Annotated in this window: 23 protein-coding genes; 3 read left to right on the top strand and 20 right to left on the bottom strand. The window is 37.8% G+C overall.

Features of this window, described 5'->3' with window-relative positions; all coding sequences use genetic code 11:
* Positions 1 to 47: 47 nt before the first annotated feature.
* The 12 genes from V7097_RS02190 to V7097_RS02245 form a co-directional block, all read right to left on the bottom strand.
* Complete coding sequence (locus V7097_RS02190; RefSeq protein WP_335701942.1) at positions 48 to 1,106, bottom strand: Gfo/Idh/MocA family protein; 1,059 nt, start codon at positions 1,104 to 1,106, stop codon at positions 48 to 50.
* A gap of 5 nt (positions 1,107 to 1,111) precedes the next feature.
* Positions 1,112 to 2,146 carry an ROK family protein gene (locus V7097_RS02195; RefSeq protein ID WP_335701943.1) on the bottom strand — a complete coding sequence of 345 codons (1,035 nt, stop codon included), beginning with the start codon at positions 2,144 to 2,146 and terminating at the stop codon, positions 1,112 to 1,114.
* Positions 2,147 to 2,209: 63 nt separating this feature from the next.
* The gene (locus tag V7097_RS02200) at positions 2,210 to 3,004 is read right to left on the bottom strand and encodes a M55 family metallopeptidase (RefSeq protein ID WP_335701944.1); all 795 of its coding nucleotides are present in this window, start codon (positions 3,002 to 3,004) and stop codon (positions 2,210 to 2,212) included.
* A 13-nt stretch (positions 3,005 to 3,017) separates the two neighbouring features.
* Positions 3,018 to 4,034, bottom strand: coding sequence for a Gfo/Idh/MocA family protein (locus tag V7097_RS02205; RefSeq protein ID WP_335701945.1), 1,017 nt, complete (start codon positions 4,032 to 4,034; stop codon positions 3,018 to 3,020).
* A gap of 9 nt (positions 4,035 to 4,043) precedes the next feature.
* Positions 4,044 to 5,168, bottom strand: a complete 1,125-nt coding sequence (locus tag V7097_RS02210; protein ID WP_335701946.1) for a mandelate racemase/muconate lactonizing enzyme family protein — start codon at positions 5,166 to 5,168, stop codon at positions 4,044 to 4,046.
* 10 nt (positions 5,169 to 5,178) lie between these two features.
* Complete coding sequence (locus V7097_RS02215; RefSeq protein WP_335701947.1) at positions 5,179 to 5,883, bottom strand: N-acetylmannosamine-6-phosphate 2-epimerase; 705 nt, start codon at positions 5,881 to 5,883, stop codon at positions 5,179 to 5,181.
* A gap of 169 nt (positions 5,884 to 6,052) precedes the next feature.
* Entirely contained in the window at positions 6,053 to 6,955 is a 903-nt protein-coding gene (locus V7097_RS02220) for a carbohydrate ABC transporter permease (protein ID WP_335701948.1), read from the bottom strand.
* 16 nt (positions 6,956 to 6,971) lie between these two features.
* On the bottom strand, positions 6,972 to 7,826 hold the full coding sequence (locus V7097_RS02225; protein WP_335701949.1) for a carbohydrate ABC transporter permease: 855 nt from the start codon (positions 7,824 to 7,826) through the stop codon (positions 6,972 to 6,974).
* A 182-nt stretch (positions 7,827 to 8,008) separates the two neighbouring features.
* On the bottom strand, positions 8,009 to 9,292 hold the full coding sequence (locus V7097_RS02230; protein WP_335701950.1) for an ABC transporter substrate-binding protein: 1,284 nt from the start codon (positions 9,290 to 9,292) through the stop codon (positions 8,009 to 8,011).
* Positions 9,293 to 9,508: 216 nt separating this feature from the next.
* Positions 9,509 to 10,459, bottom strand: coding sequence for an acetylxylan esterase (locus tag V7097_RS02235; protein WP_335701951.1), 951 nt, complete (start codon positions 10,457 to 10,459; stop codon positions 9,509 to 9,511).
* 61 nt (positions 10,460 to 10,520) lie between these two features.
* The gene (locus tag V7097_RS02240; protein ID WP_335701952.1) at positions 10,521 to 11,330 is read right to left on the bottom strand and encodes an MBL fold metallo-hydrolase; all 810 of its coding nucleotides are present in this window, start codon (positions 11,328 to 11,330) and stop codon (positions 10,521 to 10,523) included.
* Between the two features lie 159 nt (positions 11,331 to 11,489).
* On the bottom strand, positions 11,490 to 13,169 hold the full coding sequence (locus V7097_RS02245) for an alpha amylase family protein (RefSeq protein WP_335701953.1): 1,680 nt from the start codon (positions 13,167 to 13,169) through the stop codon (positions 11,490 to 11,492).
* 331 nt (positions 13,170 to 13,500) lie between these two features.
* On the opposite strand from V7097_RS02245, the gene V7097_RS02250 reads away from it, so the two are divergent.
* Both V7097_RS02250 and mscL read left to right on the top strand, forming a co-directional pair.
* Positions 13,501 to 13,797 (top strand): hypothetical protein, encoded by a 297-nt coding sequence (locus V7097_RS02250; RefSeq protein WP_335701954.1) that lies wholly within the window; start codon positions 13,501 to 13,503, stop codon positions 13,795 to 13,797.
* A 74-nt stretch (positions 13,798 to 13,871) separates the two neighbouring features.
* Positions 13,872 to 14,249: a large conductance mechanosensitive channel protein MscL gene (gene mscL / locus V7097_RS02255; RefSeq protein ID WP_335701955.1), complete on the top strand. Its 378-nt coding sequence runs from the start codon at positions 13,872 to 13,874 to the stop codon at positions 14,247 to 14,249.
* Positions 14,250 to 14,295: 46 nt separating this feature from the next.
* Here the strand turns inward: mscL and V7097_RS02260 are convergent, their stop codons facing one another.
* From V7097_RS02260 to V7097_RS02275, 4 genes are all read right to left on the bottom strand, one after another.
* Positions 14,296 to 14,814 (bottom strand): acyl-CoA thioesterase, encoded by a 519-nt coding sequence (locus V7097_RS02260; protein ID WP_335701956.1) that lies wholly within the window; start codon positions 14,812 to 14,814, stop codon positions 14,296 to 14,298.
* Between the two features lie 45 nt (positions 14,815 to 14,859).
* Positions 14,860 to 15,297 carry a GNAT family N-acetyltransferase gene (locus V7097_RS02265; protein ID WP_335701957.1) on the bottom strand — a complete coding sequence of 146 codons (438 nt, stop codon included), beginning with the start codon at positions 15,295 to 15,297 and terminating at the stop codon, positions 14,860 to 14,862.
* 113 nt (positions 15,298 to 15,410) lie between these two features.
* Complete coding sequence (locus tag V7097_RS02270; RefSeq protein WP_335701958.1) at positions 15,411 to 16,376, bottom strand: bile acid:sodium symporter family protein; 966 nt, start codon at positions 16,374 to 16,376, stop codon at positions 15,411 to 15,413.
* A 163-nt stretch (positions 16,377 to 16,539) separates the two neighbouring features.
* Positions 16,540 to 16,692 (bottom strand): hypothetical protein, encoded by a 153-nt coding sequence (locus V7097_RS02275; protein ID WP_335701959.1) that lies wholly within the window; start codon positions 16,690 to 16,692, stop codon positions 16,540 to 16,542.
* A gap of 332 nt (positions 16,693 to 17,024) precedes the next feature.
* Between V7097_RS02275 and V7097_RS02280 the strand changes: the two genes are divergently transcribed.
* On the top strand, positions 17,025 to 18,386 hold the full coding sequence (locus V7097_RS02280) for a YjiH family protein (RefSeq protein ID WP_335701960.1): 1,362 nt from the start codon (positions 17,025 to 17,027) through the stop codon (positions 18,384 to 18,386).
* Positions 18,387 to 18,559: 173 nt separating this feature from the next.
* Here the strand turns inward: V7097_RS02280 and V7097_RS02285 are convergent, their stop codons facing one another.
* The 4 genes from V7097_RS02285 to V7097_RS02300 all read right to left on the bottom strand — a co-directional run bounded on the left by V7097_RS02285 (position 18,560) and on the right by V7097_RS02300 (position 22,597).
* Positions 18,560 to 19,567: an ABC transporter ATP-binding protein gene (locus tag V7097_RS02285; protein ID WP_335701961.1), complete on the bottom strand. Its 1,008-nt coding sequence runs from the start codon at positions 19,565 to 19,567 to the stop codon at positions 18,560 to 18,562.
* 18 nt (positions 19,568 to 19,585) lie between these two features.
* Positions 19,586 to 20,395, bottom strand: coding sequence for an ABC transporter permease (locus V7097_RS02290; RefSeq protein WP_335701962.1), 810 nt, complete (start codon positions 20,393 to 20,395; stop codon positions 19,586 to 19,588).
* A gap of 2 nt (positions 20,396 to 20,397) precedes the next feature.
* Complete coding sequence (locus tag V7097_RS02295; protein WP_335701963.1) at positions 20,398 to 21,201, bottom strand: ABC transporter permease; 804 nt, start codon at positions 21,199 to 21,201, stop codon at positions 20,398 to 20,400.
* Between the two features lie 94 nt (positions 21,202 to 21,295).
* Complete coding sequence (locus V7097_RS02300) at positions 21,296 to 22,597, bottom strand: purine/pyrimidine permease (RefSeq protein ID WP_335701964.1); 1,302 nt, start codon at positions 22,595 to 22,597, stop codon at positions 21,296 to 21,298.
* Between the last annotated feature and the right edge of the window lie 48 nt (positions 22,598 to 22,645).

The following is a 22,645-nucleotide window of genomic DNA, read 5'->3' on the forward strand; positions in this document are numbered from 1 at the left end:
ACATACTTTTTCCTAAGGATTAATCAATTTATTTTCTAAATTAAACTTTAAAAGTGAATTTCTTCACCCTTTTTACTAGATTCATAAATCCCACATAAGATTTTCATCATCTCAACCCCATCCTCCACAGGGCTGATTGTTTCTTTCCCAGTACGGCAGCATTCAATAAAATAATCAATTTCTGATTGAAAGGCCTTAACAAAATCAAATGACAAATTATCGATTTGAGGATTCAGATTGATTATTGTATCGTACTTTTCAGAAACGATTAGAAGTTCTGGTTCAATTTCTGCTCCTCCCTTTTCTCCAAATAATTTAACAGAGATTTCATCCTTCTTTGCATGAAGAGAAAAGCTTACATCAACAAACAATGATGCACCGTTTTCAAAACGAATAAGAGCATTTGCAAGGTCCTCTACTGTATTTTTAGTAGCATCGAAATCTGATGCCTTGTAATAGGATAAATTTTCCACATTTGATCTGTTCCCGAGTTTTTGATATGTGTTGCCACTTATAGACTTTACCTTTGGTCTTCCCATTAGATACCAGCAGATATCAATCATGTGGACACCTAAATCAATCAATGGTCCACCACCTGAACGTTCCATGTCAGAGAACCAACCGCCGGGATTACCTAATCTTCGAATACAAGAGGCCTTAGCATAATAAATATCTCCTAATTCATCGTTTTGAATAAATTTTTGGAGAATGGCAGTGTTACTTGCATACCGTCGGACAAACCCAACCTGGAGAAGCTTACCCTTTTCCTTAACCGTTTTTTCGATTTCCAATGCCTCGTCAACAGTTTTGCACAAAGGCTTTTCTACGAGTACGTTTTTGCCAGCCTTAAGTGCAGCGATGCTAATTTCTGCATGGCTATTATTCCATGTACAAATGCTTACTGCATCAATATCGGGATTAGCTAAAAGCTCACGATAATCAGTGTAAACAAATTCTGCACCATAAGTCTTTGCTTTTTCTTTCGCCCTTGCTATATTAAGGTCACAAACAGCGACTATTTTGGCATGATCATTCTTGTCATAAGAGCCAAAATGAAGATCTGAAATACTTCCTGCACCGATAACTCCAATCCTGATCTTTTTCATTTTCATCACCCCTCGATTTTAGAATCAATTTGTAATTCAGGCTTCTGTTCAGACATATTCTTAGTTACTTCGTCTCCATACACCCACGGTTGAATAGCTGCACCTATAAGCCCTGCATCATTACCAAGCTGGGTCCCTTTAATATCGACTGGATCAACAAGGGAACGGATTCCTATAGTAGCTACCCTTTCTCTTATCTTTTGGATAAACCATTCACCATCACGTAAAACGCCACCACCAAGTATGATCATCGAAGGATTGAAAGTGTGGACCATGCTAACAATCGCATAGGAAAGAGCATTGATAGCGGTATCCACCACTTTCTCCGCTACTTCATTCCCTGAGTTCAGTAATTCAAACACAAGTCTGCTTGACACTTCTTCGGGATGTTTTTGATAATATAATAGTTCACTATTTCTTACACTTTCACTATAAGAATCTAATTCTTCTCTCATCATTCTTGCGATTCCAGTTCCTGACGAATACACCTCAACACAGCCCTGAAACCCGCAGTTACATAATGGCCCATTCATATCAACTGTTATGTGACCTAACTCAGCACCGCCACCCCATGCACCACGCAATAACTTACCTCCTGTGATGACACCGCCACCAACACCAGTACCTAGGGCCAGGCATATAAGATTTTCCACATTTCTTCCTGCACCAAACTGCTGTTCAGCTAGTGCAAGTACATTGACATCATTTTCAATATAGATTGGCAAATTTGTTTTCTTTGAAAGAATATCCCTTAGAGCGACATCATTCCAATCCTTAATATTTGCTGTTCCTGAAAGAACTTTTCCTTTTTCAAAATCGATTTGTCCTGCAGTACCTATTCCTATTCCAACCAGCCTTTTCCCTTCAGTCTTAGCAGTCTCTGATAAAGAAAAAATTATATTTTCAAGTAAGTGAATGATGGAATCTTTTGTTTCTTGTGGCGTGGAAAATACCTTCTTCAATAAGACATTACCTTCTCTGTTGATAATTCCCGCTGCTATCTTTGTACCGCCGATATCGATTCCGATTGAATATTCCATTGTTAAATCACCCCTACACCTTAAGCTAATGTTAATCGAGTGAAATGTTGAGGTTGCTCTTAATTACAATGCTAATGAAAGGACCTCAAGAAGTTTGTCACTCGTATATGCAGCTGTCAAACCGTTAATACGTTTACTTCGTGTACCATCAAAATACCTCTGATCTGCCTGATCTGTACTTAAAAACTTTACTATTAGTTCATAAGGTCCATCTATCTTAACCGGTAGCTTATTATGCCGATTCTCGATTGCTTCTTTTATCAACTCTTTTATTTCTCTATGTACAAGTTTTGGTGGTTTAATGAGTGCTGCATGCCTTCCAAAACCCTCTTTTGTTTCATATGTGTGAACGTTTGGTACTTCTTTCATTGCTTCTGTACATGTTTTTTGATCCCCCGTTACCAAAAGGACGGGTACATTATATAAGCCAAATAATAGGCTATCAATTCCAATCTCACCAATAGGTCTTCCATTAAGGTGAATCGATTGCCAACCTACCGATGTCATCGTATGATCCCTAATTGCGCTTTCAGTTCCACCCATTGCGTGATAACCGATCAACATGGCACCGTCAAATGTAGAATCCAACTTAGGGAAACGCTTGGAAACATTTATTGCTCCCATGCAGTATCTTGCTCCGGGATGTAGTTCTGAAGCAATAAAATTGTACCCTGTACCATGAGCATCCTTCACATAAATGTCGTTTACTCCTGCTTCAATTAATCCTTCTATTACTACATTTACTTCATTTGTTAAAAGCTTTCTAGCCTCTTCATACATTAATTCACCTTTTTTAAGCTGTTCAGGTAGTATTATACCTGAGATTCCCTCCATATCTACACTCACATAGATCTTCATAACAATGCCTACCTTATAAGTAAACTTCTTTTTGTTTTGTAGAAGACTCGTAGATTGCCAGAATTAGATCAACAGCCTTTCTTGCTTCCTCACCAGATACCATTGGGTCTCGATCTTCGATAATGGCTTTAGCCATATCTTCAATAAAATAATAATGGCCAATTGACCTAGCTCCTTCAATTTTTTCCTGGTCAATTTCAATAGTTTTCGTAATATCCCCTTTATCCATGGTAATCCATTCCTGGATTCCATTATCGTCAAAAATAATCGTGCCCTTTTCCCCATATAATTCAATCCTAGTGTTCCTCTCTGGAAAAACGGAGGTGGTACCTTCAATTACTCCAAAAGCACCATTTTTACATTCGAGAACAGAAACAGCTGTATCTTCTACCTCAATCTTTCTCGATAAAGCAGCAGCTCTTGCAAACACTTTTGAGACACCGCCTGTTAACCATAAAAACAAATCAATCCCATGGACTCCTTGGTTCATCAGTGCCCCGCCACCGTCCATTTCCCAAGTACCACGCCACCCTGCACTATCATAATAAGCTTGGTCTCGATGGTATTTTAAGTAGGCATCACATAGTATCAACTTACCAATCTCATCATTAGAGATAGCCTCTTTTACTCTTTTTACAATACCCGTGGCTCTTCGTTGGTAAACACAACCTAACTTTACCCCTTGTTCCCTAGAGGTCTGTATCATTTGCGTCATCCGATCAACCTTTATTTCAAGGGGTTTTTCACAAAGGATATGTTTATTAGCTAAAGCTGCATCAATGGCAATTTGACCATGTGTCCCACTAGGTGTACAGATTGAAACGACATCAATCTCTTCCATCGCGAGAAGCTCCTTATAGTCAGAAACATAGGTTGAGACATGAAAGGCTTCTGCAAACTTCCTTGCTGACTCCAATCGCAAATCCGAAACCGCTACAAGTTCAGTATATGGACATGCATTAATCGCTTCAGCGTGTAGAGGAGAGATTACTCCACATCCTATGATTCCAAACCTAATTTTTCGGGCCATAATTTCCTCCTATAGTTGAATTTTATAGGCTTCAAGTTTTTTACTATTTATTTTACACCCAATGCCTTCTCCTGTAGGTAGTAAAATAGAACCTCTTTCAATAACTCCTTTGTTTTGAATCGGATCATCCGCTAGGAAAAACGGGCCATTCAAATCTGACGGAAGATTGATACCCAAATAATTAAACAAATGGGCACTACTTGTTAGTCCTAATGAAGATTCTGTTAATCCGCCACCGAGTAAACCAAGATTCGCTTCCTTCGCCATTTCTCCGGCTAATTTTGCCCCAGTAATTCCTCCCATTTTGGTGAGTTTTATTACTGCATAATCACATGCTTCAAGTCGAACGGCTTGCAGAACGTCACTTGGACTCCAAATACTTTCGTCTAAAGCTATCGGTAATGAAGTTTTTCTTCTCAATTCTCTATGTCCTAGCAAATCGTTTGCCTTTATGGGCTGTTCAAAAACGTCCACACCGATTTTTTCCATTTTCTTCGCTGCCATTATTGCTTCCGGAAGTGTATAACCTTGATTTGCATCAACCCTAAAAAAGAGATTTGGTGCTTCCGCCTTCACTGTTTCCAAAACTTCCATATCGAGATCAACATTGAAACCGATTTTTACATCAACTGCTTTATAACCATTCTCACTTGCATATTTTGCTTTTTTAGCAGCTTCATCAAGGTTTCTTGTACTAATTAGATACGATAGATCAATTTTTTCATTTGACCTACCAAGCAATATTTCAGACAAAGATTTGTTAGAACTTTTTCCGATCAGATCATAAAGTGCCATATCAACAGCCGCTTTACAAATTGGCTGTCCCTTGGAGAATCCTGAGGAGATTTCCTTGTCAATTATTTCATGAATCGTAGTGAGGTCATCACCCTTCTTTCCAATAATTGCAGGTTTGATATAGTACTGAATGGTTGAAACAACAGTCTCAATTGTTTCATAACTCCACCTATGGCTAGGTCTAGCCTCGCCCCATCCCTCAATTCCGTCTTCAGACACAATTTTCACATAAACATGTGGTGCACCTTGACTACTGTCCCCTACCGTCCCCCCTGAAATTTGAAAGCTTTGTTTCATTGGCAATGATAATGGAAAGACTTCGATGTCCTTAATAATCATTTGCAACACCTCATACATTCTTCATTTCTGCTTTTTTGATTCCATCTACAAATTTTTTCGTTATTTCCTGTGGTCTAGTAATCGCAGATCCTACTACGATTGAATATGCACCATTTTCAAAGGCCATCAGTGCCTCTTCCGGGGTCGCTATTCTCCCTTCAGCAATTATTGGCACTTTACAGTTAGAGGAAAGCTCCTTGATGAGCTCAAAATCAGGTCCTTCAATTTGTGGACTATATGGTGTATATCCCGAGAGTGTTGTAGAAATTAGTTCACACCCTGCTTCAACTGCTGCAAGACCTTCTGCAACTGTAGATACATCAGCCATGATTAGACTAGAACTATGATTTCTTATATACCAAATCAAATCCTTAAAAGTAACCCCGTTTGGTCGCTCACGTAACGTTGCATCAAGTGTAATAACATCTGTTCCAGACTCTATTAGCTCATTTACTTCCTTTAATGTAGGTGTTATAAACACATCGCTTTCCGGATAATCTCTTTTTATAATTCCAATCGTAGGTAACCCAGTAGCTTTTCGAATGGCAATGATATCTTCTTTTCCATTTGCCCGTATCGCTACAGCTCCACCGATTTTTGCAGCAAGAGCCATTTTGGCCATGTACATGGAACCATGTAAGGGCTCATCCTCTAAAGCTTGACACGAAACAATTAATTGTTTATATATTAAGTCCAAAAACTCCTGTTTCTTCATCATTTCCCCTCTTTTTTAATCGCACCAATCCACTGAAAGATTAATCCACCCTCAAAACACCTAAAAGGATTTTTTCTTCACTCTTTTTCAAAAAAAATTAGTGGGTGGAATATTTACATAAAGCTCATTTGGCGCTTGGATACGAATAGAATTTTTTCCAAGGTAAAATTTATCCTTTAACGGCACTACTATAGGCACCTTTAATAAAGTAATTTTGAAATGCAACAAAAACAATTAGTATCGGAATCAAAGCAATTATTGCACCTGCTGATACAAGACGAGTATCCGTTACGAAGGTTCCTTTTAAGTCATATAAGCCTACTGTTAACGGATATGTGTTTGGATCTTGTAAAACAAGTAGTGGCCATAAGAAATTATTCCAAGAACCAATGAAACTTAAGATAGCTAATGTTGCCAACATCGGCTTTACCATAGGGATCATGATATACCACCATATTTGCCAAGGCTTTGCACCATCAATAATGGCGGATTCGTCAATTTCCTTAGGGATCCCCATAAATGCTTGCCTCATCAAAAAAATACCAAATGCCGACACTGCTCCAGGTAATATAACACCGGAAAATGAACCGATTAGGTGGAGTTTTTCCAGAATTAAATAGATTGGAATCATCGTGACCTCACCAGGAATCATCATCGTAGATAGGATCACTAAAAACACAAGATTCTTTCCTTTGAAATTCATACGAGCTAAAGGAAAGGCTGCTAATGAACAGAATAATAATGGTAAAATAACTCCCCAAAAGGCTAAAATCGTACTATTCCATAAATAAAGAGGTATTGGGAGTGTATCCCATACCTTAATAAAGTTATCTAAAGTAATATTTTCAGGAATAAACTGCGGAGGAAATGAAAAGATTGCTTCATTTTGTCCCTTTAATGCTGTTGAAACTGACCATAAAAAAGGAACAATCATACCGACCATTACGACTATCAAAAAGAAATAGGAGATAATCAGGCGAACAATCTTCCTTTTATTAGGTAGATTCCGTAACTGCCCTTTTGGTTTAATTTCTGGTACTGTGTTGTTGTTTGTTTGTGTTGTAGGCTGCATATACTACTCTACCTCCTTAAGACGGGTTATCCAGTGTCCGTTTATTTAACAAGGTCAAAATTAATATGATTATAAATAGAATAAAAGAAATCGCACTCGCATATCCCATTTCCAATTGCCTAAATGCTTTTTCAAAAACGAGGAACACAACGGTTTTTGATGCTCCTATTGGTCCACCATCAGTCATTGTTAACATTAATGTAAATTCCTTGAAAGCTGACATTGTTGAGATGACAGCCGTAAAAAATATAATAGGCTTCAACATAGGAAACGTAATATGAATGTGTTTTTGCCAAAATCCTGCCCCATCTAATTCAGCTGCTTCATATAAATCTGTTGGGACAGATTGTAACCCTGCAAGATAAAAAAGCATATAGTAACCCAAGCCTTGCCATATCGTTACAATTGCAAGACTAATCATGACAAATCCCCTACTAGTTAACCAATCAATAGGACTTATACCAACTAGGCTTAACAAATAATTAAAGATCCCGTCGCTTGCAAATAACCAGTTCCATAAAATTGCTGTAATTACAACGGAAACGAGTGCCGGGAAGTAATATGTTAACCGAAATAGCTTAATTCCAATTAACTGTTGATTAACTAGAATTGCCAGAAAAACTGGGAGCACGACAAGTGCAGGTGTAACTAAAATCCAATAGTACACCGTATTTTTTAATGCATTCCAAAACTCCTCGTCTTTAAATGCTCGAATGAAGTTTTCAAGCCCAACCCAATCTACCGTACCCATGAATACATTGTAGTCTGTAAAACTGAGACCTAGGGCCGCCAACGCTGGAAGTAAGGTAAACGTCGTTAATAAAATACCGGTTGGTAAAAGAAACATCCAAGCGTGTCTTGCTTTATACATACAATCACTCCTACCATAGTCACGAATGCTAGTGGCGTTTCAATAATACTACGAATATCAGCTAAAAATGGTAAATAGTTTTTACTTAGAAAAGAAGGCATTCACTATGCCTAAGCAATCATGAATGCCATAGATAATTTCTATCGTTCTATAATATAGATGAATCCTGGTTAGGTTATATCTTATTTCGTCTTTAGAAGCTCGTTGATTTTAGCTTCGGCATCTTCTATCGCTTTCTGTGGATCTTTATCCTCTAACAAGACCTTGTGAAATTCTTCGTTTACTGCCTTATTAATCTCTGAAATATTCTCAACAGGAGCAAACATATCTTTCGCAATATCTAGCTGTTTTGCAGCATAAAATTTACCTTTTTCTGCAGGGTCATCAGAGTTTTCACCTTGTGTGAAGAATTCATCAGCTGCTGCTTCTTTTACTGACGGTAGAATTGCTACAATCTTACTGAATGCTAATTGGCTCTCAGCATTTGTAACAAACTTAGCGAATTCAACTGCCTCATCAGGTGCCTTCGATTTTGCAGAAACCGCAATATTCATAATGGATACATGTCTAGATCCAGATGCACCAACGATTGCCGGTGCTGCGTCTGATTTTTCATACACTTCCGGTGATAAGTCTTTAACCTGACGATAAAGTTGTGGTCCAGTACCCCACCATGCAATTTTCTCTTGCGCGTACCACTCGTTTGGTTTCGCTTGAGCTAATAAAATTTCCTTAGGTATTAAGCCTTTATCAAAACGCTCTTTAAAAGTTTTAAATACTTCAACTGCTTCAGGCGTATTAATGGCTGCGCTCTTTAAGTCTTCTGAGACTAAAGGAATACCATTTTGAGGTAAAAACAAATGTATTTCAGAAAGCGTTTGTCCATAGACTCCTAACTTTTCATAAAGAACCTCCGACATTTCCCAAGCTTCTTCCTCACTTACAGGTGGATGGTCAAAACCCGCTTTTTCTAATAATTCCTTATTGTATAATGTACCACCAGTCGATAGATACCATGGAAGGGCATATGTTTTATCACCTAAATTTCCAGCATCCCATACTCCTTCAAAGAAATCACCCTTAACATCTGCTGCTTTTTCTGTTAAATCTAAAACAGCACCAACAGCTGCAAGTTTCTTGAGGTAGTCAGTGTTTAAGTTCATAACATCAGCAAGCTGACCAGAAGCAGCTGCAGTTAATGTCTTTTGTTCGACAGTATCAAATGGAATATCCTCCCATATAACTGTCACCCCAGGATTCTGCTCTTCGAACTGATCGACTAAACCATTTATGTAATCATCGAATGTAGGGCTTAGTGAAATCGTCCAAAACTTAATTTCAACATTCTTTTTCTCATCTGTCTTACCGTCGTCATCTTTACCTGTACTTTCGTTGTTCGAACAGGCTGCTGCAACAAAAAGCATTAAAACGATCAGCAACATTGAAAGCCTTTTCAATCTTTTCAATTCGATTTCCCCCTTTTTTTATTGAAGAAGAACTCACATTGCAACGGAAATTTATTCCTTAAATTAAAATGAAAGTGAATATATTCTTCACGTTTTATTCTATTGCAAGAATATTACCCTGTCAATGCAATTATTACAATTTTTAGAAATTTTAATCTATAAGTATAAGATTGCTTTTTATCTGTTAATCTTCCAATGTTACTAATTTTGTCTGTGCTACAAGTTATCTTTCACATAAGCAATTGTTTCATCAATATGTGAGATAATCCCTGGGGCATCATGTCCTGAAAATGGGTAAACAATGATTGATTTTTCCGCATCAATGTGATTGTATACGCCGTAAATCGACTGAGGTGGGCAAATTAAATCCTTGAAGGCTACAGAAACTCTTGTTTTACTCTTAATCCTTGAAGCTAAATTGAGATTGTCAAAATAGGAAAGTGTTTCAAAAACATTTTTACTCTTTTCAGGGTATCTGTGCATAAAATTTTCGATACTAACGAGTGATCCTTCGAATTTTTGTTGAATAGCAAGTTCGATATTACACATATTCGGGACATCAGCCACCACTAATGAAGGACGATTATCTAGTGCAGCAACCGCAAGAGAAATTCCCCCACCCAGGCTTGCTCCATGCAGGCAGATTTTTGATTTATCGATTTCCGTCCGGGTAAACACTACATCGACTGCACGTTTGCAATCTATATAAATCTTTCTATAATAATATTCAAATTTATCAAGGATTCCTTGAGTAGCCCATGTACCAGTAGCACCTATTGAATACAGTGTGTCCTCAGCACTTTCGCCATGCCCTCGACAATCTACCGCCAAAACTGCATATCCCTGAATAATCCATTTCATATAATTAGATATTGAACCTTTGTTACCACCATATCCATGAAATGTAATGATACACGGTAAGCTTTCGGTTTGATTCTTAGGTAAAATATAAAAGGCATTTATAGGTGTTCCTGCAAATCCCTTATAAAACAACTCGTATGCCTCAATCTGATGGATTGGGTAGTCTATCCTTTTCATTTCGATTTGGAGTGGAGTTGAAGTTGATTCTTTTAATGTATCTTCCCAAAATTGTTCAAAATCCTTTGCTTTAGTCAATTCAGGTTTATAATTCTCATATTCTTTGATTTGTTGTTCGTAAAATAACATTTGTTCCCTCAATCCTTTGTTTTTTCTTTATTTAGTTTATTTGCTAGGCTCATATGGAATCTCAAACATGGAGTAATATTCCATCGTAGGCAACCTTTATACCACTTGGAGCAAAGATTTTCTCGAGGTCCTCATGCATTAGACCAATATTATGAGAAAAATGAGTTGCAATTATTTGACCTTCATTCGTCATAATATTTTTTTCAAGAAAAGCTGTCTTTATGTCCTTAACTGCTTCTATATTAAGGTGATTTCTTCTTTCAGGTAGTAGTCCATGTGTACAATCCAAAATGGCTACGTCGATTTTTTTTGTGGATAACCATTCCCACGTTTGTTCAGGAAACCAACCTGTGTCATGGCCATGAAATATCCTTTTTCCATCCTTTTCAATGTAAAATAGAAAACAGGTTTCTAACGGGTTATGATCTGCAGGGAGAGGAGTTACCTCTGCTGTTCCTACCTGATATGTAGTAAACGGATGCATTAAAGTAAATGTGAAATAATTTTCAGTGTGCCATAATACTTCTTTACATTTATAGATAGCTGCGTCATTACCATAAATATGTAGCGGATATGAAAAATCATGAGCAAATCCTGGTGTTCTCATACCCAGATCCTTGGGATTAAAATGATCCATGTGTGTGTGGGTAAATAATAAATGCTCTACTTTTGAAAGGTCGAGATTATTCGTTAAGACATGATGATAGGTGTCTGGTGGAAAATCAATTTTAATGGTATCATCAATAATCGTTGAGGAACGGGTTCTGATATTCTTCCCCCCTAATTCTCTTGCTTTCTTACAGTGGGTGCAATTGCAAAATAACCCCGGAAATCCTTCCGCAGCTGCTGTACCTAAAATTTGTATTTTCATATAGTCTTCCTTTCTCTTTATAAAAGTAGAATATTTCACCATTGCTAATTGAAAAAAAGATATTTACCTAATTTTAGTATATGTTCACTCGCTGTAAAATTCAAACTATTACAAACAATAAGAAAGAGCAGGTTTTTCAGACCCACTCCTCCTTATATATTACTTATCTTCTCGAACCATTTTAAGGAATCCTGGAATATGATGCGGAGCTTGACTAGGCTTTGCAAATTCCTCTTCTACAATTGGCCACCAGTCGAACAATTCTAGATAGATTAAATCAAATATCATAACACCATGTGTTAATTCAATATCCTTGCGAAGTGCCTTACGGAACTGTTCAGGATTATTAATATATTGATTGAGATATAGACTCCCGTAAACAAATGTCGATTCATTAATAACATCCATTGCTAATTCAGCAGAGCCTTCAACACTATGCTCAGCAATTCTACCATTGGCAATTGCTTCTTCTTTTGTTACCTGTTCAAAGTACGTACCTGTCATGATAAAATCCAATGTTTCAGCATAACCCGTTTTGTGATAATCCGGTGAAGTCCAGCTATAATCTGGTTGATGTGTTCTACTTGCCCAGTTTACCCCCTCACTGTAATAATCCGAATACCAAGCACCTACATACGTACTAAAATAAACTTCGTCTTTAATATCATGGATTGTTTTCTCTGCCTTTTTGAAGAAAGACTGGATATTCCCAGCACGCCATTCAATCCATTTTTGGTACAAAGGACCTTCTACAATATTTTGCTGGCCATTCCCGTCAAATTTGATTTCAAAAATATCTTGTGGGAAATTCTCAACCTGTTGATCAATATACTCTTCAAATTTTTCACGGCTTAATTCACTAAAGTCAGCGTAAATATTATTGTATCTTGCTCGGTCTAGAACAATTCCGTCCACTTCATAATTTGTAACTAATTCCTCAATGATACCTAATTCATAATTTTGGACATCGTCACGAATTGGGTTAACAAATGTTGAATGACCTGCTGCTTGGGAAGAAGGCACAAGTTTTGTTTCAGTAGATGAGATATCGATTGCATCCCCAACCTTCACATGATCAAGTAACCAAGTTCTGGCTGTACCGTGACCAGATAAAACGTAACCGTTTTCAGGAATTTCCAAGGCTGGTGTTCCAAATGTGTTCCGGTCAGAAACCTGAGTCACAATTCCATCTGTAATTTGAACTTCTGCACCCCAACGATTAGCAGGAGAAACATCATACTTGTCTGGAGTATACAGAACAAGATAATTTGTATTTCTTGTAGTATTTGAACCATCAATTTTTCTTGTTTCACCGTTAGCCGCTGTGGCCACCCTTGAGCCTTCATAAATAACGGATTGCCATTCTGGGTTCTCATATGCTGGCCCTTCCTGGAAAGTTGTGCTTCCCTCTGAGAATACATTGATAGCCGCATGGACCTTTATTCCGTATTTATGTGCTTCTTCTATCACATTTTCTAATAAATCATAGTTCTCGGGGTAACCTTGAAATTTATCAATCCTTTTAGATGTACTTGCATGAGGAGCTAAATTACTATTGTAGGCAACAAAACCTGTTGAATTTTTTATATCTAGTATAATAGTGTCAATATTTGCTTTAGCCGTTTTGCCAACAATCTCTTTCACTTTTTCTTTTGTATTAAGATATTCGATATTTGCTGACAAGTCATACCAGAGAATTCTAGCTTTTTTATCCGGATCTTTTATTATGTTTTGTAGTACATTCTTTCTAGCAGTATCATTCCCACCTTTAGCTGAAACCGGAACAACCAAAAAAGTTAACAATAAGAAAACAGTAACAATAGCAATAATTTTTTTCATATTTCGCTCCTTTATTCTCCTATTCTTTTCTGTTTACTTTTATGTATTTCAACGTTGCAAGAATGCCTATCCCCCTTTATTTGAATTATCTAAATAATATCACATTTATAGCGAAAGAAGAATATTTTCTCCATTTAATAAAAATAAACAGGAAAAATTATCTATAATTTAGGTTTATATATCTTTTTTCAACAAAATAACCTACGACTAAGGTCCTGCTTTTAAGTGAAAAATTTATCTATCGGTATACAAAATTCACCATTTTTAGCACTAGCCTTCTTTTTGTTATAATATGAGCTAATAGAAAGATTAGATTATGAGGTGAAACTTTATGGCATTTGGCATTAAACGAAAGGAGCTTCTTGAGTGGAAAAAGAAAGTATCTGGGGGGGAAATTGCGTTTCTTACACATTATTGGATAGACGATCGTTTTCCTGGCATGACAACAGTGACAAAGGTTGGCTGTGCAGACCTCGAGAAACTGATTGAATGGGGAAAGCAATATGGAATTCCTTCTAAATACATTCATAACCGGACAGGCTTCCCCCATTTTGATTTATTGGGTGAAAGACAGATTGAAATATTAAGAAATGAAAACATGTTACATCAACTCGAGAGGTTCGAATGATAAGCCATTTGTATCATTTTCTTTTAAATGAATATATGTAAAATAATAGAGGGATTTGAAAGGAGAACAACAAAATGATAAATGAATTTAAAAAGTTTGCCCTAAAAGGCAATGTGATTGACCTCGCAGTCGGGGTCATTATTGGTGGAGCATTCGGAAAGATTGTTACATCACTCGTTAATGATATTATTATGCCATTAGTTGGTTTTTTACTAGGTGGGGTAGACATATCAAAGGCTTCTATCCCCTTTAACGGAGCGGAAATAATGTATGGTGCTTTTCTACAAACAGTTGTGGACTTTTTAATTATTTCATTCTCTATTTTTCTCTTTATCCGCTTTTTTCAGCGCTTTAAGAAAAAAGAAGTGGAAAAACCTGCAGCCTCAACTCCAACCAAGGAAGAACAGCTACTAACTGAAATTCGTGATTTATTAAAAGAACAACGTGTATAAAAGAAAAATGGTTGTCCAATGTCGAAATCGACTGGACAACCATTTTTTATACTTCCCAAGGTAATGCGATGCTGAATTTCGATGCCATTTTTTCGTTTTCTTTTTTGCGTCTCTTGCGGTTTTCGGCACGATCTTTTGCGGATTCATGAAGCATCTTTTCTTCCTCTGATCTCGGGATAACCGTTGGGACGGGCTTTGGTTTGCCATTCTCATCTAACGCTACAAAAGTTAAAAACGATAATGCGCAAATATTCCGTTCTCCTGTGTATAAATCTTCAGCAATTACCTTTACAAATACCTCCATCGATGATCGCCCCGTGTATGTTACATAAGCCTCTAAACAAACTGAACTTCCTTCATGAATTGGGTGAAGAAAATCAACTGAATCTGTTGATGCTGTTACAACCGGAGAGCGTGAATGTCTTACGGCAGCAATAGAAGCAACATCATCAATATAGGCCATGAGCTTACCACCAAACATCGTTCCATGATAATTCGTATCAGGCGGAAATACATTACTTGTCTTCACAACAAAAGATTCCTTGCAATATTTTGCGTTTTCCATATGTAAGTCCCCCTTACTATTTCTATGTTCTATTCTTCACGTATTTTATAATTTCAAACTAACGAGTTTTTCTCCCCAAGGAGCTATTGCCTTCGGTTGAAACCCTGCACGTATATAGGTTCTTTCTGCTTCAATATTTTCTGGATTATAGCCGATGATGATTTCTTTAGCATCTGGTTTTGCTTTGATGTAATCTATCACATTTAAAAGCGCCTTAGTGCCATAGCCTTTTCCCTGATATTTTTCGTCAATCATAATTCGGTAAATCCAATAATTGTTATCATCTTCGTCTAATCCAAACATTGTAAAACCGACCATTATGATGTCTGCATATATCGCAAACGCTTCAAAATTTGGCAAAAACTGTACCTCAGCGATTGAATATAGATTTGAAGCAATAAATCCTTTTTGAGATTTGCCTACCTGTAAATCAATACATTCTTCCCAGTTATCACGCGTGATTTTTTGTAAAGTCACCGTCAAGTGCGTATCCCCCGATACTCTAGTTTAAGGTGGCTCAGGTTGCCCCCTCCATCATCTAATCGTATGCCTTCACATAACGACTTTCAACGATTTTTTCAAAGAAAAAAAGCTAGCTAAGCGGTAAATTTTTGTTCAAGACGTTCAAATGAATATACACGATCTATAAACAGAGCGTAAATCGAAGCCAATAGTTGCTGGAACAGCATTCCGACAACGACTGGGACGGCAACTTCCGCTGGGAAGAACGTAATTGCAATGACTGCCCCCGCACTAATATTGCGCATACCGCCTGTAAAGATTAGGGCTATAATGACGTCTGGTTCTTGCTTCATAAGACGACCGATTCCCCATGCGAGTAAATAACCACAAAACGAAATAAAGAAAACGACGGCACTGATCATAATCAGTTTTAGGTTAACATTTTGTAAATAGGGTGCTATTTCGGCACTATTAATCATGACTACGACTCCAAGACCAATCTTTGAAAAAGGCGCCAAGTTCGGGCTAAGAGTTTTTGTACATTTGCCTTTCGTAAAATTATTAACGAGCATACCAAGAATAGAGGGTAGCACAACCATGAAGAAGAGACCCTGCATAATACTGAGAACATCCATTTCAACATTACTGCCGACAAATAACTTTAAGCTATACGGCACAACGAATGGTGAAATCAATGTATCGATTAAAATGATGGATAGTGTTAATGCAATATTTCCGTGCTTCATCGCAACCCAGATAAAGCTTGAAATTCCAGTTGGAATAACTACTGCCAAAATAATTCCAGTGATCGTAAAGCTATCACCGGGAAAGGTTAAATGCCCAACAACCCAAGCCCATGCAGGCATGATTAAATGTAATGTAAAAAGAGCAATCAAGATTGGAAATGGATGTGTGATTGCTCTTTTTATTGAACTAAAACTTGAACTTAACGCTCCAGAAAAAGTGATGAATGCAAAAATCCACGGTACTAAATATGAAAAAGGAGCTAAGTATGCAGTTAGTAAAACACCCAATACTACACTTGTTGGTGTAATAAGTGGCATGAGTTTTTCTAATTTTTTGTTGAGTTTCTGTAACATCATCATTCTCCTAGTTTATGAATCTACCACAATAAGACCATTATCTAAGTATACTACAATTTTATCATTATAGAGGTTGTCTTATAAAGGGAATCCCAAAACTTGGGTTTTATTACCGCAAAATAAGAAAGCATCATCACCGATGTGATAATGCTTTTTCATTTTAGCTTGGATCATACTCGTCATATGAGAAGTTTGTGACCTGTGTGTAGTCGCCCTTTTCAATTTCTTCCATTGTTGCCTCTTCTTGCAATTCATCTTCTGAGTCCATTCCAACAGCAATTGTTGGCACTTGCTTGTTTTGGCGTTTTTTCATCGGTATTCACTCCTTTCTTTTTAGTATTCCCCAATATTGTTTAGTTTTGGTTGGGGATGCTACAAAAAAAGCTGGTAATAATCAAATACGCCAAGGCGTATTTGCGCCCAGATTTTTTCGAGCAAGCTCGAAAAACTTCCTTTGAAAATCTGTGGCATCCGTCGGAGGCTTTAACTTTATTCGGCCACAGTGCTGAATAAAGTTAATCGTTTTTTCTGAATAGTATTTTTATGCAATTGGAAGCATTTTTATTTAAAAAGACCTCGCATTTTTATGTAATTTATTATAAAGTAGGGTTTGTGACTTTTTAGAATTTTTGAGGTGAAACAACAATGGCAGTACAAAAACAACAAGACAAACCAGCATTCGTTGATTATTTAAAATTTATTATTCCTTCCTTGATCGGAATTATTTTATTTATTGTTCCGTTTCAATTTAATGGTAACTTTACAATCACTGTGGCCATCTTGGCAGGTATTGTTCAAGATTTATTAGGTGATTCGATTCCATATATAATGACTGGATTAATCACGATTACTGGGATTATTTCCGTTATGACAGTATTTTTTAAACCAGCATTTCTTACAAAATCCCCTTTCTTTTCTGGGCTATTTTATGTAGTTCCTGTTTGGGTTGTTGCTAGATTACTCGGGATGATTTTTGCGATTATGACTCTATTCAAGCTTGGTCCATCTGCGATTTGGTCGGATGCAACAGGTGGGACTTTGCTTTTCGATTTAATTCCTGTTTTATTTTCCGTATTTTTATTTGCAGGATTGTTCTTACCATTATTACTTGATTTTGGTCTACTAGAGCTATTCGGAGCATTGCTCACAAAGGTGATGCGCCCACTTTTTAGATTACCTGGACGGTCATCTGTTGATGCCGTTGCTTCATGGTTAGGTGATGGAACTGTTGGTATTCTTCTTACAAACAAACAATATGAGGAAGGCTATTATACAAAGAGGGAAGCAGCAATCGTCGCAACAGCCTTCTCTGTTGTTTCCATTACATTTACAGTCGTTATTTTAGCCCAAATGCGATTGGAAAGTATGTTTGGACAGTTTTATCTTACGATTCTTTTAGCAGGCTTGGTTGCTGCGATTATTACTGCAAGAATTCCACCATTATCAAGAAAGCCTGATACGTATTATGAAGGTACAACACAAAAGGCGGACGAAACCATCCCTGCAAATAAAAGTCGGTTTCAGTGGGGAATGGAAAATGCGGTCATCCAAGCGAGAAAAAGTGGTGACTTTACTAAAGTATTAAAAGGCGGCATGCAAAACGTATTAGATATGTGGATGGGCGTTGTTCCAATCGTAATGGCAATCGGAACAATCGCACTTATTATTGCAGAATTCACTCCAATCTTTAAATATCTTGGAGCTCCGTTCGTACCGATTCTCACCTTATTACAGGTCCCTGAAGCGGTTGCTGCGTCTGAAACAATGGTCATCGGATTTGCCGATATGTTCCTCCCCTCAATTATTGGGGCAGGCATCGAGAACGATCTAACTCGATTTGTCATTGCTGGTGTTTCGATCACTCAGTTAATCTACATGTCCGAAGTCGGTGGCTTAATACTAGGTTCTAAATTGCCTCTTTCGTTTCTAGACTTAGTGATTCTTTTCTTACAACGTACGCTTATTACCTTACCAATTATTGTTGGAATGGCGTATTTGTTTTTCTAAAATGTGTTTTGTTTCATCTTTATGCTAATGGCCATAGAAGTAGGGTTAATAGCCATAGAATTAAAATAATGGCCATAAGCACTGTCTAATGACCATAAGAATAAAATAACGTCCATAGCGCATAAATTAGCCCTACGAAATGACACTTCGTAGGGCTTTTACATCTCAAAATATCAAACTTTCACAGCAACTTCTTCCCTCGCAAAGCCTTCTTGATAAATACGGCTGATGATTGACTCAATTTCTGGCTCTTCTACTGTCAAATCCGTTATATTATGTGTCTGGGTAATTTGGGATATCACATCAGATGCGGAATGATCATCTCGATTGAACCGGATCCACTTGCGGTTCCCTTCCACTTTGCAGATTTCCCCGTTTGAAACCTGTAAGTCAATCCCATTTTCCTCAACATCAACAATCAAAGTCCGCATTTTTCCGTAGCGCGATTTAACCGCAGCAATATCGCCATCATACACCTTTTGGCCATGATCAATCAGGACCATTCGTTTACAAAGCTTTTCAATGTCTTCCATATCATGGGTCGTTAAAATCACCGTTACATTTCGAAGCTTATTGATTTCTTGAATAAATTCGCGCATTTTCTCTTTCGCAACGACATCAAGACCAATAGTTGGTTCATCCAAAAACAAAATATCTGGATCATGTAAAAGGGATGCACCAATATCTGCTCGCATTCGTTGACCTAGTGAAAGCTGGCGAACCGGTGTATTCAAAAACTCACTTAATCCCAAGATATCTGCAAAAGTATCCATATTTTCTTTATAACGCCCATCAGGGACTCGGTATATTTCCTTTAACAATTCAAACGATTCAATAGTCGGCAGATCCCACCAAAGCTGCGTCCTTTGACCGAACACAACACCAATGTTTTTCGCGTTTTCTTTACGATTTTCATACGGGATAATCCCGTTTACTCGGATCGATCCACTTGATGGTACAAGGATCCCAGTTAGCATTTTTATCGTCGTTGATTTCCCCGCTCCATTTGGTCCAATATATCCAACCATTTCCCCTTTTTTAATCGAAAATGAAATATCTATAACCGCTTCCTTCGTTTCAAATTGCCGATTTACAACACTTTTTAAAGCCCCAACGAAACCGGTCTCTCTTTTTGCAATCTTAAACTCTTTCCTTAGATTTTCAACCTCAATAATAGCCAAGACAAGAACCCCCTTATATCAAGAACCAGCACTTTTATATCGACTTAGACCAAGCATCCACACATTATACGCAATTGTAAAAAATACGATTCCCACAAGCGGTGTTAAATACCCAATATAGGATGGAAAATAGGGTGTTTCTTTATCTAAAATCACAGCTGCCGGGAAGTAGTTCACGAACCCAAATGGAATGACAAACGCCGTTACCCATTGAACCAGTTTTGGATAAATGGAAAGTGGATAGTTCGTTAAATTTCGGGCTGGAAACATCACGACCCAATAAAAGCGTTCTGATTTTGTCGTCCAAAAGGCAATTGCCGAAATAAAAACGAGTAGCCCACCCTGAACTAATATCCCTCCGATTATCGCCCCTAGTAAAAATAGGATTTTTCCAATTTGCCAATGAATATCAAGGGCATTGCTCACCCATATAAAGACCATAATACTAAAAATGAACTGACCCGCTGCCCCAATATCAAATTTCATCGCCATAAAATGGAAGAATGGATTGATTGGTCGAACGAGAAACCGGTCAAAGGTTCCATTCACAATATACGTATCCAAGCTTCGGAAATGGAAAAATAGAATAATACAAAACCCCCATGACAACACAGCAAGTGCAAATAAAAAGAGCAGCTCATAGAAATTCCATTTTCCGAGCTCTTTAAATTGATAGAGCATGATCCACATCGTCACTGCAGTACCTGTGTAAGCTGCGATCATTCCGACAATGCGCATAATAAATGCAAAGCGATACTGCATTTGGGCACGGACACCTGCTCCGACAAGTCGAAAATACAATTGTATGTAATCAATTAGTTTTTTCATGATTACCCTCCCTGCACAATCACTTTGTTTGAAGCTTTGCGCCAAACAAAGCGGAGGATTCCATAAGACACTGCCACCCAAAATAACTGAATGCCAATCGATAGAAAGACAGCTTTACCTGAAATTTCTTCTATGAAAATAGCATTCGGAATAAAATAGATTCCTTGAAAAGGTAAATATTCCGCAAACGTTTGCAACCATCCTGGGAAGAACCACAACGGAATGACAGATCCCGATAAAAGTGAAACGGAAAAATAAAAAACATCCTCGATTCCCCCCGTTTCAATGAGCCAAAACGTAAATAAGCCAAATGTCAGCTCGATACAGTACCGGATAAGAAAACCTAAAAACCCTGAAATAACAAATAAAATCCACGTTTGCCATGAGGTTGGCAAGCTCAGATCAACAAAGAAAAACAAGAGAATATATAACGGTACTAAAGCGGTTACCATATAAAATGCGACACTACCAAAATCGGCAAACAAATATCTTAATGGCACATCAAATGGTCGCATTAATTCGAGCGCGATGTCGCCTGTTCGAACCTTTTCTTGTAGCTCCCATAATGGAGTTCCAGCACCATTTACTGCCGTTAAAAACTGGCTAACGACAACATAAGTAAGCATGGCTGTTAAAGAAATTCCACTCGCTTCTTCTTTACCAGCATACAGCGCATACCAAATCGACATCCACATTAATAGAAAGATGATATTTGAGACTAGCCTTGTCCACACATCAAATCGATAGGCGGCCGATCTCATAAAGGCTTTTTTCGTAAAAGCCGTATACATTTTTACCGTATCCATCAAGTCACCTCTATTAACCTTCAACAGTTTAGCCAAAAGCAAATTGCTCATTACAGTTTTTTCCTTTATAGTAGCATAGGTGTCTGCCTTTCGACTAGGCTCTTTCTCTCTTTTTCGAGCCAAGCCTAATGACCGTCTGTTCAATCAAGATGGCGGCAATTGTTCCAAGAACGAGTCCATTGTTTAAAATTGACGTTAATATTGGAGGCACATCCCTAAAAGCACTTGAAGGCACAAACATCGACCCTACTCCAACGAATAGCGAAAAAACAATAATCATTCGAGAACGACTTTTATTAAACAGACTTTCAAATGCAGCTAATGCCGGTAACATGAGATTTGCGAAAATAATAAATACCGTTGCATAGCCAATTGGTGCTGGCAATCCTGAAACAAAGTTCATGATTTTAGGAAAAAAACTAATCCCAACTAAGATAAAACTACCAACAATAAAAGGAAGTCTTGTATTAATTTTCGTAGTCGCGATGAAACCTGCAGCTCCCGAGATCGGTACAGGCGCAACCGCTGAAAAAAGTCCCGCAAGCAATTGATTAACTCCTGCCATAAAACCTGCAGGGCGATATCTTGTTTTCTCTAATTTTATGTTTTGGGATTGTAGCACCTGCTCGACAACCCTTATACTAGCGATTAAATTTGTTAAAAGTAATAGAGTTACAAGGATCGACGTAGCAATCATTCCACTATCAAAAGCCGGAGTTCCAAAGGCAAAAATACGTGGAACTTCAATAAACTGGTTTGATGTAACTTTGATTGGCTGTGTTAGTCCAAAGACGGCAAAAATGATCCAGCCGAGGGCTAAGCTGATAAGGACAGAGTACTGCCTTAAAGCTCGAGGCCCTTTTTCTGCGAAAACAAACGTAAAAAGAATGATAAAAGCACAAATACCTAAGATTTTTAGATTTACCGTTTCTCCGCCACGATAGCCCACTCCGAAAATTCCATTTAAAAACGAACCACTCAGCTGAAGTGAAAGTAAAATTAAATAAGTCCCGGTTACAACTGGTGTAAATAGCTTTGAGAGTCGATCAATAATTCCAAATATGCTGAGAAGCATAAATAGAATCCCACTTACCAAGATACCCGCTTCAATGGCTCGGAGTGTTTCTTCTCCTGATCCGTACAAGGTTGGTCCTAAACCAGCATAAATAATAAATACGCCCCACCACAAACCAGCCGGCCCTTCATTAATCGGCAAACGGTGCCCAAAATACACTTGAACCAAACACGATAATCCGAGTACAAGGAGTGTCCGTGCAACAAAGCTTGCGGTTTGGGCCGGGTCCATTCCGTAAAGGGCCGCAATCGCGATTGGTGCTACAATCGAACTAGCTATGATAAAGGCAAGCCATTGTAATGAACTAAAAAAAACTTTCAATTTTCTCATCCCTATTCCTTAAGCAAATGTGCCTTGGCGTATTTGCGC

Source organism: Bacillus sp. JJ1562, from assembly GCF_036962705.1.
Taxonomy (GTDB): Bacteria; Bacillota; Bacilli; order Bacillales; family Bacillaceae_L; genus Ferdinandcohnia.

Excerpts from the sequence above, each read along its gene's own strand:
- V7097_RS02280 (WP_335701960.1), top strand. The coding sequence starts at position 17,025 with ATGGCAGTACAAAAACAACAAGACAAACCAGCATTCGTTGATTATTTA.
- V7097_RS02200 (WP_335701944.1), bottom strand. The coding sequence starts at position 3,004 with ATGAAGATCTATGTGAGTGTAGATATGGAGGGAATCTCAGGTATAATA.
- V7097_RS02225 (WP_335701949.1), bottom strand. The coding sequence starts at position 7,826 with ATGTATAAAGCAAGACACGCTTGGATGTTTCTTTTACCAACCGGTATT.
- V7097_RS02245 (WP_335701953.1), bottom strand. The coding sequence starts at position 13,169 with ATGAAAAAAATTATTGCTATTGTTACTGTTTTCTTATTGTTAACTTTT.
- V7097_RS02240 (WP_335701952.1), bottom strand. The coding sequence starts at position 11,330 with ATGAAAATACAAATTTTAGGTACAGCAGCTGCGGAAGGATTTCCGGGG.
- V7097_RS02190 (WP_335701942.1), bottom strand. The coding sequence starts at position 1,106 with ATGAAAAAGATCAGGATTGGAGTTATCGGTGCAGGAAGTATTTCAGAT.
- V7097_RS02250 (WP_335701954.1), top strand. The coding sequence starts at position 13,501 with ATGGCATTTGGCATTAAACGAAAGGAGCTTCTTGAGTGGAAAAAGAAA.
- mscL (WP_335701955.1), top strand. The coding sequence starts at position 13,872 with ATGATAAATGAATTTAAAAAGTTTGCCCTAAAAGGCAATGTGATTGAC.
- V7097_RS02260 (WP_335701956.1), bottom strand. The coding sequence starts at position 14,814 with ATGGAAAACGCAAAATATTGCAAGGAATCTTTTGTTGTGAAGACAAGT.
- V7097_RS02195 (WP_335701943.1), bottom strand. The coding sequence starts at position 2,146 with ATGGAATATTCAATCGGAATCGATATCGGCGGTACAAAGATAGCAGCG.
- V7097_RS02205 (WP_335701945.1), bottom strand. The coding sequence starts at position 4,034 with ATGGCCCGAAAAATTAGGTTTGGAATCATAGGATGTGGAGTAATCTCT.
- V7097_RS02220 (WP_335701948.1), bottom strand. The coding sequence starts at position 6,955 with ATGCAGCCTACAACACAAACAAACAACAACACAGTACCAGAAATTAAA.
- V7097_RS02275 (WP_335701959.1), bottom strand. The coding sequence starts at position 16,692 with ATGAAAAAACGCCAAAACAAGCAAGTGCCAACAATTGCTGTTGGAATG.
- V7097_RS02215 (WP_335701947.1), bottom strand. The coding sequence starts at position 5,883 with ATGAAGAAACAGGAGTTTTTGGACTTAATATATAAACAATTAATTGTT.
- V7097_RS02210 (WP_335701946.1), bottom strand. The coding sequence starts at position 5,168 with ATGATTATTAAGGACATCGAAGTCTTTCCATTATCATTGCCAATGAAA.
- V7097_RS02295 (WP_335701963.1), bottom strand. The coding sequence starts at position 21,201 with ATGGATACGGTAAAAATGTATACGGCTTTTACGAAAAAAGCCTTTATG.
- V7097_RS02290 (WP_335701962.1), bottom strand. The coding sequence starts at position 20,395 with ATGAAAAAACTAATTGATTACATACAATTGTATTTTCGACTTGTCGGA.
- V7097_RS02270 (WP_335701958.1), bottom strand. The coding sequence starts at position 16,376 with ATGTTACAGAAACTCAACAAAAAATTAGAAAAACTCATGCCACTTATT.
- V7097_RS02235 (WP_335701951.1), bottom strand. The coding sequence starts at position 10,459 with ATGTTATTTTACGAACAACAAATCAAAGAATATGAGAATTATAAACCT.